Source organism: Candidatus Pantoea communis (genome assembly GCF_011752685.1).
GTDB lineage: Bacteria > Pseudomonadota > Gammaproteobacteria > Enterobacterales > Enterobacteriaceae > Pantoea > Pantoea communis.
The window spans coordinates 204,033-219,145 of the sequence record NZ_VWXC01000008.1 but is presented as its reverse complement, the minus strand read 5'-3'; the positions used below and the strand labels follow the sequence as shown (position 1 = coordinate 219,145).

General features: G+C 56.7%; 13 protein-coding genes. 8 read left to right on the top strand and 5 right to left on the bottom strand.

All coding sequences use genetic code 11. The features are described 5' to 3' along the window. Nucleotides 1-20 precede the first annotated feature (20 nt). Both F3J37_RS13070 and F3J37_RS13065 read left to right on the top strand, forming a co-directional pair. Complete coding sequence (locus F3J37_RS13070; RefSeq protein WP_034828210.1) at nucleotides 21-935, top strand: SPFH domain-containing protein; 915 nt, start codon at nucleotides 21-23, stop codon at nucleotides 933-935. Next, nucleotides 935-1,393, top strand: a complete 459-nt coding sequence (locus F3J37_RS13065; protein ID WP_166933786.1) for an NfeD family protein — start codon at nucleotides 935-937, stop codon at nucleotides 1,391-1,393. Before F3J37_RS13070 ends, F3J37_RS13065 begins: the two co-directional genes overlap by 1 nt. On the opposite strand, the gene cueR is transcribed toward F3J37_RS13065, so the two are convergent. After that, nucleotides 1,369-1,785: a Cu(I)-responsive transcriptional regulator gene (gene cueR / locus F3J37_RS13060; RefSeq protein ID WP_034828208.1), complete on the bottom strand. Its 417-nt coding sequence runs from the start codon at nucleotides 1,783-1,785 to the stop codon at nucleotides 1,369-1,371. The two genes, F3J37_RS13065 and cueR, sit on opposite strands and share 25 nt — an antisense overlap. A gap of 110 nt (nucleotides 1,786-1,895) precedes the next feature. On the opposite strand from cueR, the gene copA reads away from it, so the two are divergent. The 3 genes from copA to ybaK all read left to right on the top strand — a co-directional run bounded on the left by copA (nucleotide 1,896) and on the right by ybaK (nucleotide 6,121). Next, a complete protein-coding gene (gene copA / locus F3J37_RS13055; RefSeq protein WP_166933758.1) occupies nucleotides 1,896-4,394 on the top strand; it encodes a copper-exporting P-type ATPase CopA in 2,499 nt (832 codons plus the stop codon). 71 nt (nucleotides 4,395-4,465) lie between these two features. Continuing rightward, nucleotides 4,466-5,266, top strand: a complete 801-nt coding sequence (locus tag F3J37_RS13050; protein ID WP_166933757.1) for a TraB/GumN family protein — start codon at nucleotides 4,466-4,468, stop codon at nucleotides 5,264-5,266. 375 nt (nucleotides 5,267-5,641) lie between these two features. Then, the gene (gene ybaK, locus F3J37_RS13045; protein ID WP_045816347.1) at nucleotides 5,642-6,121 is read left to right on the top strand and encodes a Cys-tRNA(Pro)/Cys-tRNA(Cys) deacylase YbaK; all 480 of its coding nucleotides are present in this window, start codon (nucleotides 5,642-5,644) and stop codon (nucleotides 6,119-6,121) included. Here ybaK and F3J37_RS13040 read toward each other — a convergent pair. Then, the gene (locus F3J37_RS13040; RefSeq protein WP_166933755.1) at nucleotides 6,118-6,987 is read right to left on the bottom strand and encodes a LysR family transcriptional regulator; all 870 of its coding nucleotides are present in this window, start codon (nucleotides 6,985-6,987) and stop codon (nucleotides 6,118-6,120) included. The genes ybaK and F3J37_RS13040 overlap by 4 nt on opposite strands. Before the next feature lie 90 nt (nucleotides 6,988-7,077). Here F3J37_RS13040 and F3J37_RS13035 point away from each other — a divergent pair, with 90 nt between their 5' ends. Then, nucleotides 7,078-7,509, top strand: a complete 432-nt coding sequence (locus F3J37_RS13035; RefSeq protein ID WP_034828198.1) for a multidrug/biocide efflux PACE transporter — start codon at nucleotides 7,078-7,080, stop codon at nucleotides 7,507-7,509. 28 nt (nucleotides 7,510-7,537) lie between these two features. Here the strand turns inward: F3J37_RS13035 and ushA are convergent, their stop codons facing one another. Continuing rightward, nucleotides 7,538-9,289, bottom strand: a complete 1,752-nt coding sequence (ushA, locus tag F3J37_RS13030) for a bifunctional UDP-sugar hydrolase/5'-nucleotidase UshA (protein WP_166933753.1) — start codon at nucleotides 9,287-9,289, stop codon at nucleotides 7,538-7,540. Nucleotides 9,290-9,451: 162 nt separating this feature from the next. Between ushA and F3J37_RS13025 the strand changes: the two genes are divergently transcribed. Both F3J37_RS13025 and ybaL read left to right on the top strand, forming a co-directional pair. Beyond that, entirely contained in the window at nucleotides 9,452-10,648 is a 1,197-nt protein-coding gene (locus tag F3J37_RS13025) for an MFS transporter (protein ID WP_166933751.1), read from the top strand. 221 nt (nucleotides 10,649-10,869) lie between these two features. Further along, nucleotides 10,870-12,558 (top strand): YbaL family putative K(+) efflux transporter, encoded by a 1,689-nt coding sequence (gene ybaL / locus F3J37_RS13020; RefSeq protein ID WP_166933749.1) that lies wholly within the window; start codon nucleotides 10,870-10,872, stop codon nucleotides 12,556-12,558. Between the two features lie 140 nt (nucleotides 12,559-12,698). Here the strand turns inward: ybaL and F3J37_RS13015 are convergent, their stop codons facing one another. Together F3J37_RS13015 and hemH are read right to left on the bottom strand one after the other, a co-directional pair. Then, complete coding sequence (locus F3J37_RS13015) at nucleotides 12,699-14,000, bottom strand: inosine/guanosine kinase (protein ID WP_166933747.1); 1,302 nt, start codon at nucleotides 13,998-14,000, stop codon at nucleotides 12,699-12,701. 57 nt (nucleotides 14,001-14,057) lie between these two features. Beyond that, entirely contained in the window at nucleotides 14,058-15,017 is a 960-nt protein-coding gene (gene hemH, locus F3J37_RS13010; RefSeq protein WP_034828187.1) for a ferrochelatase, read from the bottom strand. Between the last annotated feature and the right edge of the window lie 96 nt (nucleotides 15,018-15,113).

Sequence of the window (15,113 nt, the reverse complement as noted above, 5' to 3'; positions counted from 1 at the left end):
TCTGACAACCAGGAGGTTATATGTTGACTGTCATTCCCGTCATTATCGTGCTCGCACTCGTTACGGTGTGGGCCGGTGTAAAAATTGTGCCACAAGGCTATCAGTGGACGGTGGAACGTTTTGGTCGTTACACCAAAACCCTGCCCCCCGGCCTGAGTTTGATCGTGCCGTTCATGGATCGTATTGGTCGCAAGATCAATATGATGGAACAAGTCCTCGATATCCCCTCGCAAGAAATCATCTCCAAAGATAACGCCAACGTCACCATTGATGCCGTGTGCTTTATTCAGGTGGTTGATCCTGCGCGCGCGGCCTATGAAGTCAGCAATCTTGAGCTGTCGATCCTCAATCTGACCATGACCAACATCCGTACGGTACTGGGTAGCATGGAATTGGATGAGATGCTGTCGCAGCGCGATAACATCAATACCCGCCTACTGCATATCGTCGATGAAGCCACCAATCCGTGGGGTGTGAAGATCACCCGTATCGAAATTCGTGACGTGCGTCCACCGCAGGAATTAATCGCAGCAATGAATGCGCAGATGAAAGCCGAACGTACCAAGCGTGCTGACATCCTTACCGCAGAAGGCGTGCGCCAGGCGGCGATACTGCGTGCTGAAGGTGACAAGCAGTCGCAGATTCTGAAAGCCGAAGGTGAACGTACCTCCGCCTTCCTGCAGGCCGAAGCGCGTGAACGTCAGGCGCAGGCGGAAGCCAATGCCACGCGTGCGGTATCGGAAGCGATTGCCGCAGGCGATATTCAGGCGGTGAACTACTTTGTGGCGCAGAAATATACCGATGCGTTGCAGAAGATCGGTGAATCTCATAACAGCAAAGTGGTGATGATGCCGCTGGATGCCAGCAGTTTGCTGGGTTCTATTGCCGGGATCGGCGAATTGTTGAAGGAGAGCCGTCAGGAGCGTAAACCGTGATCCTGATTGAGCTGATTGCCCATCCGCACTGGTTCTGGCTGACGCTGGGCGGCCTGCTGCTGGCGGCTGAAATGCTCGGCACCAGCGGTTATCTGCTGTGGAGTGGATTAGCGGCGGTGCTGGTCGGTCTTATTGAATGGCTTTTCCCGTTCTCGTGGACGCATCAGGGCATTTTGTTCGCGGTGCTGACGTTGCTGTGCGTCTATTTCTGGTATCGCTGGATGCGCTACCGCGAGGTTGCTCAGCAGCCCAACACCCTGAATCAACGTGGATCGCAGCTGATCGGGATGCACCTGACCCTTGATAACACCCTTAAGGATGGGTTAGGCCATGTGCGCATAGGCGACAGCAGTTGGCGAGTGCAGGCGACAGAAGATTTGCCCGCCGGAACGCCCGTGATCGTCACCGGTGTGATCGGTATCACGCTGCAGATTCAGCCGCGTTTCCCTTCGCCCTGATGGCAGCAGCCCGCCAGATGATTGATGATCGGGCACTCGGCACTGTCATCGCCGGGGCAGGCTTCAGCAAGTTCCAGCAGTCGCGCGCGCATTGCATGCAATTCTTCGATGTGCGCAGCGATTTCATCTGCTTTCTGCAAGGTGCGCGCTTTGACATCCGCGCTGTGGCGTGCGGGATCGTTGAACAGCGTCACCAGCTCGCGGCATTCGTCCAGCGTAAACCCGACCTGACGCGCCTGACGCAGCAGATTCAGCTCATCAATATGATGCGCGGCATAGCTGCGATAACCATTGTTACTGCGCAACGGCGGCGTCACCACGCCCTTCTCTTCATAAAAACGGATCGCCTTGCTGGTTAGCCCGGTTTTTTTTGCCACATCGCTGATGTTCATCTTTTGTCTTCACCTCATGACCGCTTGACCTTCCCCTGAATGGAAGGTTTAGGCTCTATAATTAATGCAAAGTTTGCAGACAGTCAAACCTCTCGTTTAAGGAGTTTAAGATGTCACACACACAATTACTGGCGCTGGACGGTTTGTCCTGTGGCCACTGCGTCAAACGGGTGAAAGAAGCGCTGGAGCAGCGCGACGATGTGGAACAGGCGGAAGTTACGCAGCAGGAAGCGCGCGTTACCGGTGCCGCCAGCGCCAGCGATCTGATTGCGACCGTTGAACAGGCCGGCTATCACGCGGCGGTGAAAGACAGCCCAAAGCCTGAGCCGTTGACAGCAACAGAGCCGCCGCCGGAGGCGCTGACAACGGTGTCGCAACCGGCAGAAGAAAACCTTCCTGCTCACCATTTGCTGATCGGCGGCATGAGCTGTGCCAGCTGTGTAAGCCGGGTGGAACAGGCGTTGCAGAAAGTGCCCGGCGTCAGTCAGGCCCGCGTCAACCTCGGAGAGCGCAGTGCGCTGGTGTTAGGCGATGCGCAAGCCGAGGCGCTGATTGGCGCAGTGGATCAGGCGGGCTATTCCGCTGAAGTGATCGACGATGAACAGACGCGGCGTGAACGCCAGCAGGTTAGCGCACAGCAGGCGATGCGCCGCTTTAGCTGGCAGGCGGCATTGGCGCTGCTGCTCGGCGTGCCCATGATGATCTGGGGCATGCTCGGCGACAACATGATGCTGAGTGACGCCAACCAAACGTTATGGCGCTCGCTCGGCGTGATCACTTTGCTGGTAATGGTAATCGCTGGCGGCCATTTCTATCGCAGTGCGTGGCGCAGCCTACAGCACGGCACCGCCACCATGGATACGCTGGTGGCCTTAGGCACTGGCGCCGCATGGATCTACTCGATGAGCGTGGCGCTGTGGCCAGAATTTTTCCCGATGCAGGCACGACATCTCTATTTCGAAGCCAGCGTGATGATCGTCGGTTTGATAAACCTCGGCCATGCGCTGGAACAGCGAGCACGCCAGCGGGCATCCAAAGCCCTCGAACGCCTGTTGGATCTCACCCCTGCGCAGGCGCGTGTGATCGGTGAACAGGGCGAAACGCTGATGCCGTTGAGCGAGGTCCAGCCCGACATGCTGCTGAAGCTGGTCACCGGCGATCGCGTGCCGGTGGATGGCGAAGTCGACAGCGGCGAAGCCTGGTTTGATGAAGCAATGTTGACCGGTGAAGCGGTGCCACAGGCGAAACAGCCCGGCGATAAAGTCTATGCCGGGACACTGGTGCAGGATGGCACGCTGCGCTTCGTGGCACGCGCCACCGGCAGCCACACCACGCTGGCGCGGATCATCAATCTGGTGCGCCAGGCGCAGAGCAGCAAACCGGACATTGGCCGCCTGGCCGATCGCATCTCAGCGGTGTTTGTGCCGGTGGTGGTGGCGATTGCCCTGCTGGCGGGTCTGGTGTGGTATCTGGTCGGCCCGCAGCCGCAGTTGGCCTACACGCTGGTTATTGTCACCACGGTGCTGATTATCGCCTGCCCTTGCGCGCTGGGGCTGGCGACGCCAATGTCGGTGATTGCCGGCGTCGGTCGCGCGGCAGAATTGGGCGTGCTGGTGCGCGATGCTGATGCGCTACAGCGTGCCAGCGAAGTCGATACCATCGTGTTTGATAAAACCGGCACGCTGACGCGCGGCACCCCGCAGGTGAGCGATGTGCTGGTCTATGGCGACTGGAATCGTCAGCAGGTGCTGAGCGCTGCGGCGCAACTGGAACAAAGTTCGAACCATCCGCTGGCGAAAGCGATTCTGGCGGCAGCACCCGATCTCAGCGATGAGCCGACTAAGCAATTTCGTACAATACGCGGCAAAGGCGTGAGCGCTAAAGTGGCGGGCAGAACGCTGCTGCTCGGCAATCAGGCGCTGCTGGATGAACAACAGATTGATTACCGCGCCGCACAACAAGATATCGACCGTTTCGCCGCGCAAGGCACTACGCCAGTGCTGCTGGCCGATCATCGTCAGCTGCTGGGGCTGATCGCCTTGCGCGACAGCCTGCGTCCGGAAAGCACGGACGCGTTACAGCGCCTGCACCAGTTGGGTTATCGGTTAATCATGCTGACCGGCGATCATCAGAAAACCGCGCAGATGATTGCTGCCGAAGCCGGTATTGATGAAGTGATCGCGGGCGTGCTGCCCGAAGGCAAAGCGCAGGCGATTGCGCAGTTGCAGCAGCAGGGGCGCAAAGTGGTGATGGTCGGCGATGGCATCAACGATGCGCCCGCGCTGGCGCAGGCCGATGTGGGGATTGCCATGGGTGGCGGCAGCGATGTGGCCGTCGAAACCGCCGCCATGACGTTGATGCGCAACGATTTGCACTGTGTTGCCGATGCGCTGGCGATGGCAGGCGCGACACTGCGTAATATGCGCCAGAACTTGCTCGGGGCTTTTGTCTATAACAGCCTGGGGATTCCAATTGCGGCGGGCGTGCTCTACCCGTTCACGGGTTTGCTGCTTAGCCCAATCGTGGCGGGCGCGGCGATGGCGCTGTCTTCGATTACCGTGGTGAGTAACGCGAATCGTTTGTTGCGCTTTAAGCCAGCAAAACGCTAATCGCCCTCTCTGCCCTGTTTTTCAGTGACTGAAATCGCTAGCATGGATTTTTGACTTCAAAAGGACAGGGCATGAGACGCAGTCTGTGGCACAGCTTCCAGCAGATGGCCGCCAGCCTCTTCCCGGCACGCTATACCTGGCCGGCAATGGATATCAAATTGGGCGATCGACGCCTGCATCTGGCGGGCAGCATTCATATGGGCACGCGCGATATGCAGCCTTTGCCCGCCGGTCTGCTGCGTCAGCTGAGCAAGGCCGACGCACTGATTGTCGAAGCGGATATTACCCAGGGTGCATCGCCCTTCAGCAATGATGATGCCTGTGCACCGCTGGCAATGCGTCTGGATGCAGAGGTGTTGCAGCGACTGGATGTGCTGTGCGATGAGCTTTCGCTTTCCATGGCAGTGTTCGACACGCTGCCGTTCTGGCAAATCGCCTTGATGCTGCAGGCACAACAGGCGCAGCGTCTGGGGTTACGGCCGCAATATGGCATTGATTACCAACTGCTGATGGCGGCGAAATCGGCTAATAAGCGCATTATTGAACTGGAAGGCCCGGAAACCCAGATCGCACTGCTGAAGTCGCTACCGCAGGAGGGTTTATCGCTGTTACTGGACACGCTGGAGCATTGGCACACCAACGCCCGCCTGCTGCAAACCATGATCAGCTGGTGGCTGGATGCACCGCCCACGCAGCAACCGGTGGCCCTGCCGACCACCTTTAGCAGCGATCTCAATGACACGCTGATGCGCAATCGCAATCAGCACTGGCGCGAGTTATTGCAGGCGCTGCCAAAAGGCCGCTATGTGGTGGCCGTGGGTGCGCTGCATCTGTATGGCGAGGATAATTTGCCGGGATTGCTGAAATCGTAACAAATGCCGTCACCGCAAGACCTTATGCATCCTCATGTCCTGAAAGCGATCAGATCGATGACGTGCGTCTCTCTGATTGTGCGGAAATGTGCTTTGCCGGATGCGCGGCGGAGGGTTGGCACAGCGGATGAGCAGTAAGCAGTAAGCAGTAAGCAGTAAGCAGTAAGCAGTAAGCAGTAAGCAGTAAGCAGTAAGCAGTGAATTACAGGCAAAAAAGAAGGCCAATATCGCTATCGGCCCGTCAAAGAGGAATTTGTTTATGATTTTGGTTATCACCAGCATTGCTGGCGCGGGCCAATTTTCGCGCAAAGTTCAGAATTTCGCCAGTATTATTCACCAAAACTGAAATAAGAATTTTCGTAGCAAGGACAGAACATGACACCCGCCGTAAAACTGCTGGAAAAACAAAAGGTCGCCTTTACCCTTCATCCTTATGAGCATGACAGCCACGAAACAAATTTTGGTGATGAGGCGGTGCGTAAGCTCAATCTCGATGCACGCCAGGTGTTCAAAACCCTGCTCGTGGCGCTCAACGGCGATGCTAAAGCGCTGGCGGTAGCCGTGACGCCAGTTTCCTCGCAGCTCGATTTGAAAAAAGTGGCAAAGGCGCTGGGCGCTAAAAAAGCGGATATGGCCGACCCGCAACTGGCACAGCGCGTCACCGGCTATCTGGTGGGTGGCATCAGCCCGCTGGGGCAGAAAAAACGTCTGCCAACGGTGATCGATCAGCAGGCTGCAGAATTTGCCACCATCTTTGTCTCCGGCGGTAAGCGCGGGCTGGATATAGAACTGGCGGCGCAGGACCTGGCACGACTGCTGGATGCCACACTGGCCGACGTGGCGCGCCGCGATTAATCCGGTTGCTGGGCGCAGAGTTGATCAATCATCCAGCGCCCGGCAGGACCTGGCGGATTGCGTCGCGACCAGATTACATCCACCGCGATGCGCTGTGGCCAGCCTGGCACCGGCAACTCTTTCAACACCTGATGACCAAACTGCTCCACCAGCCAGCGCGGTAATACGCTCCAGCCAAAGCCCTGCTCCGCCATTTCCAGTAGCAATAAATAAGAAGGCGCCGACCACACTCGGCCAGCAGGCAAGGGTTCACGGTTTTGCACCCAGGTATTAAGCCGTAAATGACGCAATTCACCGAGTTGTGCTTCACTCACCTGTTTTGACTGCGCCAGCACATGCTCCTGATGCAGATAGATCGTCATTTCCGCCCCCACCTGTAAACGTGCCACCGCTAAATCAGGCGGCAGCTGCGGCTGCGCACGCACCACGCCGAGATGCACGCGACCGGCCTGCAGCAGGTCCAGCGCGTCCGCGTCCTCAGCAATCATGCATTCAAATTCAATATCCGGATAACGCGCTTCAAAGCGGTTGAGCAGATTTTCATGATGATCGGCCTGCCAGAAATCAGAAATCGCCAGACTGAGTCGCGGTTCCACGCCCTGTGACAGCCGCACCGCCAGCTCATCCAACCGCTGACTGGCCGCCAGAATCTGCTGTACCTGCGCCAGTGCGCGCTGTCCTTGCTCGGTTAGTACCGGCTGGCGACCGCTGCGATCGAACAGGGTGAAACCGAGATCGTCTTCCAGATTCGCCACGGCGCTGCTGATGGTGGACTGGCTTTTGGCCAGCGCACGCGCCGCCGCAGAAAACGAGCCGCTGGCGACAGTCTGGACAAAGGCCTCAAGGGATTCCGGGGAGTATTTCATGGTGAACCATCGCTTTTATCGATAGGTAATCATTTTATCTTAGCATTTTGCGGTGAGAAAATGTGTCGCGTTACCCAAAAGGAGGTTTATATGCGTACCCGTTCGCTGAAAGAACGTTTTTATCATGCTGCAGGATTTGAAGTGCTGGCGATTCTCACTGTGGCTCCGCTGGCCGCCTGGATTATGGAAAAGCCGCTGTTTCAGATGGGCGCGCTGGCGATTATGTTGTCAACGGTCGCCATGCTGTGGAACATGATCTATAACACCGGTTTTGATCGCATCTGGCCGCCGCAGAGAAAACGCGGCCTCGGCCTGCGCGCCATCCACGCGCTGGGCTTTGAAGGGGGCTTTATCGTTATCGGTTTGCCGATTGCCGCCTGGATGCTGAAGATCACGCTGCTGGAAGCCTTCATGCTGGAAGTGGCGTTCTTCCTGTTCTTCCTGCCCTATACCATGGCTTATAACTGGATGTGGGATAAATTGCGCCAGCGCTGGCTGACGCAGAAATCCTGTCAGGCATAAAACAACGGCGCCCAATCGGGCGCCGTTTTTAATTGTGCAGCGCACGCGGCCAGATCCACGCCAAAATGGCTTGCGGGTAGCTGCGCTTCCTGGGTTTTTCCTGCGCTTTGTCGCGCTCCTGTACCTGCTGCTCCGTCAAATGCACAATGCCGGTTGGCGCATAGTCGGCGATTTTCAGCGGTGAGTGCGCCGTGACAAAATCGCGCAGCACATCTGCATCGCGCAGTCCGGTATTGCTGAAGCCCGCATGTGCTTCGATGTTGGGATAACCATCACCGCCGCTGGCATTAAAGCTGTTGGTGGCCATGCGATAGGTTTTGTCTTTTTGCAGCGGCTCGCCATTGATCTTCACCTCACTCACCGCTTTGCCATCTGCCACCAGACTGATATTGCTGAATTGCGCGAAACCACCGGAGTTGGTCTTGATATTGGCAACCGTGGCAAGATACTTCAGTAATTCGTCTCCGGTCAGCGTGACTGACACCACCTGATTACCAAACGGCTGCACCTGCAACAGATCGCGCCAGCTCAGTTTGCCCGCGGCCAGTGAAGTGCGAATGCCACCGCCACTGATCACCGCGAAATCCGCTTGGGTCGCTGCCATCTGCGCGCGCAGAATCAGCTGCCCAAGGTTGGTTTGTTCAAAGCGCACTTTGTCGCGTTCGCCCACGAACACGCCATCACTGCTGCCAACCGTGACGTCGAGTTTCTTTGCCGCGCGCAGTTGATACGGCGTCAACAATTTCATCATTGCGCTGTTGGGTGGGATCTCTTCCTGCCAGGTAAGCCAGGAAACGCTGCCATCCAGATTCTTCACTTCGTGCTTGAGATTCACCGGGATCAGCTGATAGCTGTCCAGCGTCAATTCGCCGTTGCGGAAGGTGAAATCGCCGCGCCCGACGTATTTGCCCCACTCTTTTGCCTGCATGATCCACACGCCATTTTGGCGATCGGGCTGACAAGGCTGGCCGGGCTGATAATCTTTTACGCTGACATTATCTTTTTCCATGCACACCGCGTCCTGCGAGTGGCCACCAATAATCACATTAATAGTGCCCGGCGGCAGGCTGCGCGCCAGTTCCACATCACCCGGTGCGTTGCTGCCGTGCTGCCCATCGTCGTAATGGCCCATGTGCGTCAGCGCCACAATCACATCGGGTTTTTCACTGGCACGCAGTTCCGCCACCGCTTTTTCCGTCTCTTTCACCGGATCGCGGATGTCGATATTGGCAATATTTTCCGGATTGGAAATTTTCAGCGTATCGGTGGTGGTCAGGCCAATCACCGCGATCTTCAGACCCATGCGATTGAAGGTCGCCCACGGCTTGAACAGACGCTGGTCGGTGCCCTTTTGATAGATATTGGCAGAGAGGAAGGGAAATTTAGCCCACTTCTGTTGCTGTTGTAGCACGCTGAGCGGCTTATCGAATTCGTGATTGCCGAGCGCCATGGCATCGTAGCCGATGAGGTTCATGCCACGAATATCGGGTTCGGCATTGAGCAGATCCGATTCCGGTACGCCGGTATTCACGTCTCCGGCGGAAAGGATCAAGGCACCACCGCCTTTGGCCTGCACATCATAACGCTGTTTATCCATCAGCGTTTTCTGCGCCGCCAGACCGTATTCGCCCTGCGCATTGGTCCAGTAGCGACCGTGATGATCGTTGGTGTGCAGAATACTGAATCGATAACTGCGATCCGTCTGCCATGCCTGCGCCAGCATCGGCAGCAACAGCATGATCAGCGCCAGCCAGCGCCCTCTCCGCGGGAATAACAACAAAGCCGATCTCCTTATTCTGCGTCTTTCCACTTTGCCGTGGACTTAATGTGCTTTATCACCCTTCTGTGTCGCACAGATGGCACTTTAACTCAAGACTAAAGGCTTATAGAGTCATGCGGTAGTAACAAACTGATAACGATAACCGCACTCTTCAGGATTTTTATGGCAAGTGACATCGCAACCCCGGCACGCGCATCGGGACGGACCGCTTTTGGCATTTTAGGTGCCATCAGCCTCGCGCATCTGCTCAACGATATGCTGCAATCGCTGCTGCTGGCGATCTACCCGATGCTGCAAAAAGATTTTAGCCTTAACTTCGTCCAGATAGGTCTGATAACGCTAACCTTTCAGGTCACCGCTTCGCTGCTACAGCCGATCATCGGTCATTACACCGACAAATACCCAAAACCCTGGTCTTTGCCGGTTGGGATGGGCTTTACGCTGTGTGGTCTGGTGCTGCTGACGTTCTCCAGCACCTATCCGCAGGTGCTGCTCGCTGCCGCGCTGGTGGGCAGCGGTTCCTCGGTGTTTCATCCGGAATCTTCGCGCGTGGCGCGTATGGCCTCCGGTGGACGTCATGGCCTGGCTCAATCCCTGTTTCAGGTGGGCGGCAACTTTGGTAGCGCGTTAGGCCCGCTGTTGGCAGCGATGATCGTTGCCCCTTACGGCAAAGGACATCTTGCCTGGTTCGTGCTGGCGGCACTGCTCGGCATTATCGTGCTGCTGCAGGTCAGCCGCTGGTATAGCCACCAGCAGCGCGCCAGTAAAGCAAAGGCAACGGTTGCGCCGGTTAACCCGCTGCCGCGTAAGAAAGTGGCGTTGGCGATCAGCATTTTGCTGCTGCTGATCTTTTCTAAATACTTCTATCTCACCAGCCTCAGCAGCTACTACACCTTCTATTTAATCCAGAAGTTCGGACTTTCTGTTCAGGCCTCACAATTCCATCTGTTTGCCTTCCTCGGCGCGGTGGCTGCGGGCACCATTATTGGCGGGCCGATTGGCGATAAGATCGGCCGTAAATACGTGATTTGGGTATCGATTCTTGGCGTTGCGCCCTTCACTTTGCTGTTGCCCCACGCCAACCTAATGTGGACCAGCGTGTTGAGCGTGATCATCGGGTTGATTCTCGCCTCGGCGTTTTCTGCCATTTTGGTGTATGCGCAGGAGCTGATGCCAGGGCGTATTGGTATGGTTTCCGGGCTGTTTTTCGGTTTTGCCTTTGGCATGGGTGGGCTGGGTGCCGCCGTGTTGGGCGTAGTGGCAGACCACACCAGCATTGAATGGGTATATCAAATCTGTGCCTGGCTGCCATTAATCGGCCTTTTAACCGCTTTCTTACCTGATAACCGCCACGCGTAAGCCACTTTTGGGGGGGCAACGCTTTTTCCTCGCCCCCCTCCATTCTGCGTAAAACCTGCCGATAGTGTGAGATAACTGAGGAAAATGCTGCTTAAGCTGCGTTTTCTTCTCAATTTTTCAATTTAATCGCGTTTCACCGCTCAAATGTTTAAACGTGGTTAGCGATTGTGCATTACACTAGGTTGTTACAAGCGGATACATTTGCACACAAGGAGACAGGCATGCATCACACCACACCGTTGATCACCACCATTGTCGGGGGCTTGGTCCTCGCCTTTATCCTTGGAATGATTGCCAACCGTCTGCGAATCTCCCCGCTGGTCGGTTATCTGCTGGCTGGCGTGCTCGCCGGTCCCTTTACCCCGGGCTTTGTCGCCGATACTAACCTCGCGCCTGAGCTCGCCGAACTCGGCGTTATCCTGCTGATGTTTGGCGTGGGTTTGCACTTCTCACTGAAGGATTTGATGTCGGTAAAGTCCATTGCCATTCCCGGCGCCATCGCGCAAATCGCGGTGGCCACGCTACTGGGAATGGGGCTGTCGTGGGCGATGGGCTGGTCGTGGATGACCGGTCTGGTGTTTGGCCTCTGTCTCTCCACCGCCAGTACCGTGGTGTTACTGCGTGCGCTGGAAGAGCGTCAACTGATTGATAGCCAGCGGGGGCAGATCGCCATTGGCTGGCTGATTGTTGAAGATTTGGTGATGGTCCTGACGCTGGTGCTGCTGCCCGCCATTGTCGGAATGCTGGAAGAAGGCAACGCCAGCCCCTCTCTGCTGTTCTGGGACCTGATGCTGACCATCGGCAAAGTCGTTGCCTTTATGGTGCTGATGATGGTGGTCGGTCGTCGCGTGGTGCCGTGGATCCTGGCAAAAAGTGCCGCCACCGGATCGCGTGAACTGTTCACCTTATCCGTACTGGCCCTGGCGCTGGGTATCGCTTTCGGTGCGGTTGAATTCTTCGATGTCTCCTTCGCCCTCGGCGCCTTCTTTGCCGGTATGGTGCTTAACGAATCCGAACTCAGCCACCGTGCCGCGCACGATACTCTCCCACTACGCGATGCGTTTGCGGTGCTGTTCTTTGTCTCGGTCGGTATGTTGTTTGACCCGATGATTTTGATCGAGCAGCCGCTGGCGGTGCTGGGCGCGCTGGCGATCATCGTGCTCGGGAAATCCATCGCGGCCTGGCTGCTGGTGACGCTGCTCGGCCACTCGCGCCGCACCGCCATAACCATTTCAGTAAGTCTGGCGCAAATTGGGGAATTCGCTTTTATCCTTGCCGGATTAGGTATTTCACTCGGCATGTTGAGTGATGAAGGACGCAATCTGGTGCTGGCGGCTGCGATCCTCTCCATCATGCTGAACCCGATTCTGTTTACCCTTCTGGAGCGCTACCTCGATAAGACTGAAACCATCGAAGAGCAGACGCTGGAAGAGGCGATTGAAGAAGAGAAGCAGATTCCGCTGGATATCTGTAATCACGCGGTCATTGTGGGTTATGGCCGCGTTGGCAGCTTGCTGGGCCAGCAGCTGATGGAAGCCGATGTGCCGCTGGTGGTGGTGGAAAATTCCCGTCCGCGCGTTGAAGCGCTGCGTGAGCAAGGGATCAAGGCGGTGCTGGGCAATGCGGCACGCGTCGATACCATGGAGTTAGCCCGACTCGACTGTGCACGCTGGCTGCTGCTGACCATTCCAAACGGTTACGAAGCCGGGGAAATTGTCACCGCCGCGCGTGAGAAGCGTCCGGATATCGAAATTATTGCCCGCGCGCATTACGACGATGAAGTGAATTACATCATGGAACGCGGTGCCAATCGCGTGGTGATGGGCGAGCGTGAGATCGCCAACAGCATGCTGAACGTGCTGCAGGAAGAGATCGCGCAGAACCCGATTGTGCGGGAGTGCCCGATATAACAGACACCGTAGCGCCATAATTCAACTGATACCGTAGCGCCGCTATTCAACATACACCGTAGCGGCGGGATTAATCGCGCAATTCAAGTAGCACCGCTGCCAACAAACGCGCGATAAATCGCGCCGTTACGGGTTCACTGTTACCTGTCCCAGTACGACTCTTCTAAACTGTCTTCCCGCTCAGGCAGCCCGCGCATCAGACGCGGTGAATGCTGATTCAGCACCTGATAACTCACCCGGTTGGCATACTTACACACCTGCGCCAGCGACGAATAGGTGAGATAACCGCGTGCGTGTTTGCTGGAGTTCGGCACTTTCTGGCGGTGGAAATTATTGGCGGTGATGTCGTGCAGCAGCGCGGCCAGAGCACCATCGCCCGCGCCGTTGGTGTTCATGATCTTCTCAGGGCCGCCCATATAAGGCGCGATGTGCGAGAAGATGCGCAGCGGCTGCTGGCAATCCTGATGACGCATAGCGCGGCTGAACTCATATTGGTTGAACTCGGCAATTGCGCCCGGCAGCAGCGGATGATTGGTTTTGCGCTTGAATTCATCTTCGGTGAAGCCAGCCATATACAAACCGGTAGGGCCAGCAGTGCACAGCACCAGATCCACCCAGTCCAGCGCAATATTCGACGCCAGCAGCGGATCCTGCTCACTCGTCAGCGCCAGCGCCTCTTCTTCGTTCATCGCCACGATCGATACATGATCGCGCAGGAAATCGCGCCAGAACTGCGGATCGTCCTGAATCACGTATTTGGTTCCCAGCGTCAGCACCACCGGCACGTTATGTTTTTTCGCGTAGTCGATGGCACGCAGCGTGGCCGCTGGCATCGGTTCACCCGGCTGGCAGCGCACCAGATAGGAAGTCAGCACCAGCGCCGACGCCCCGGCAATCACCTCTTCCGGAATGCTGTCCGCCTGCAGTTGGTTCATTAAACCCGGGCTGATGGCAAAGGTGCGTTCGCCCTGCTCACCAATCAGAGTGAAGCAGCGGCCAATCGCGCCATCCACGCCTTGCAGGAAGTTGAGATCCATACGGCTGGAGGTGTTGCACAGATAGCGATAAGCGTAGCCGCCAATCTGGATGTTGTTGCACATCACGCCGAGCAATACCGAACGGTCATCGGCCAGCACAGAATAGTTGTGCAGCGTGTTACCGATGGTGCCGCCGGCAAACTGATGGCTGATCAGCGCATCGCGCATCAGCTCGTTGTACAAAGCTTCTGCGGTAGCATCGTCGATCACCAGCGAGTGACCGGCGCTCAGCCCGTAGCGTTGCAGAAAGTCATCATCAACTTTGGCTTCAATATCCACCAGCGTCTGGTCGATACCCACCACCCAACTGCCCTCTTCCTGCTCCTGAGGTGTGGCTTGCAGCAGCGGATCGCGCGCGTTAACGGGGAAATAGTGTTTGGATTTGCGTTTGCCGGGAAATTTCATCGTGGCTGCCGTAAGGGAAATCTGGCAGAGAATGATATCACACTCTCTGCCAGCACTTTATCGGCGTGCGTTGACCAGCTGAACCATCATCTCGATGTGCTCGTCATCGGCGTTGAGCGCGGGAATGTATTCAAACTTCTCGCCACCGGCGTGCAGGAAGAACTCACAGTTCTGCTCGCTGATCTCTTCCAGGGTTTCCAGACAATCTGCGGAGAAGCCGGGACTCATCACCTGAACATGTTTGATGCCCTTGGCCGGTAAACCTTGCATGGTTTCGTCGGTGTACGGTGTCAACCATGGCTCGCGACCAAAGCGTGACTGGAAGGTCATCATGATTTTGTGTGGCGCGATGCCCAACGCGGCAGCCAGCGCCTCGGTGGTGTCTTTGCAGCGCTGAGGATAATCATCACCTTCGTCGGCAAAGCGCTGTGGGATGCCGTGATACGACAGCACCAGCAGGTCCGGTTCGCCATGCTGCGCAAACGAACGCTCAACCGAAGCCTTCAGTGCTGCGATATAGGCAGGATGCTCGGCATAATCGCGAATGAAAGCCACTTCAGGCAGGGAGCGCAGCGGTTTAAAGCTGGCGGATAATCCGTCCCAAACGGCAGCCACCGTCGAGCACGAGAATTGCGGATAGAGCGGCAACACAATCAGTTTGGTGACACCCTGGTCCAGCAAACGCTGTACCGCCCCGTCGAGGCTTGGCTGGCCGTAGCTCATGCCCAGCTCAACCGGCATATCCACGCGCTGCGCCAGCGCATCGCGCTGCTGCTTGCTGAACACCATCAGCGGAGAGCCTTCTTTCATCCACACCGAGGCGTACAGTTTCGACACGCGCGGCGAACGGAACGGCAAAATGGCGAAATTGAGAATCGGCCACCACAACCAACGCGGTGTATCCACCACGCGCGGGTCGCCAAGGAACTGTTTCAGATAGCGCTTAACGGCAGGTGTTGTAGGCGCATCAGGTGTGCCTAAGTTGACCAGCAAAACCCCAGGCTTTTCTTGCCTCATTGGTATTTCCTTGATGTCAAAACGAATGGATCAAAATCAGGGGGAAATTGTAGCGGAAATCGTGGGAGGGGAAAGCAATTGCTGCAAAAGGGCCGG

What these genes read in the sequence shown, in the direction of transcription:
- F3J37_RS13070 (WP_034828210.1), top strand. Translation starts at nt 21, where the DNA reads ATGTTGACTGTCATTCCCGTCATTATCGTGCTCGCACTCGTTACGGTG.
- cueR (WP_034828208.1), bottom strand. Translation starts at nt 1,785, where the DNA reads ATGAACATCAGCGATGTGGCAAAAAAAACCGGGCTAACCAGCAAGGCG.
- copA (WP_166933758.1), top strand. Translation starts at nt 1,896, where the DNA reads ATGTCACACACACAATTACTGGCGCTGGACGGTTTGTCCTGTGGCCAC.
- F3J37_RS13050 (WP_166933757.1), top strand. Translation starts at nt 4,466, where the DNA reads ATGAGACGCAGTCTGTGGCACAGCTTCCAGCAGATGGCCGCCAGCCTC.
- ybaK (WP_045816347.1), top strand. Translation starts at nt 5,642, where the DNA reads ATGACACCCGCCGTAAAACTGCTGGAAAAACAAAAGGTCGCCTTTACC.
- F3J37_RS13040 (WP_166933755.1), bottom strand. Translation starts at nt 6,987, where the DNA reads ATGAAATACTCCCCGGAATCCCTTGAGGCCTTTGTCCAGACTGTCGCC.
- F3J37_RS13035 (WP_034828198.1), top strand. Translation starts at nt 7,078, where the DNA reads ATGCGTACCCGTTCGCTGAAAGAACGTTTTTATCATGCTGCAGGATTT.
- F3J37_RS13025 (WP_166933751.1), top strand. Translation starts at nt 9,452, where the DNA reads ATGGCAAGTGACATCGCAACCCCGGCACGCGCATCGGGACGGACCGCT.
- ybaL (WP_166933749.1), top strand. Translation starts at nt 10,870, where the DNA reads ATGCATCACACCACACCGTTGATCACCACCATTGTCGGGGGCTTGGTC.
- F3J37_RS13015 (WP_166933747.1), bottom strand. Translation starts at nt 14,000, where the DNA reads ATGAAATTTCCCGGCAAACGCAAATCCAAACACTATTTCCCCGTTAAC.
- hemH (WP_034828187.1), bottom strand. Translation starts at nt 15,017, where the DNA reads ATGAGGCAAGAAAAGCCTGGGGTTTTGCTGGTCAACTTAGGCACACCT.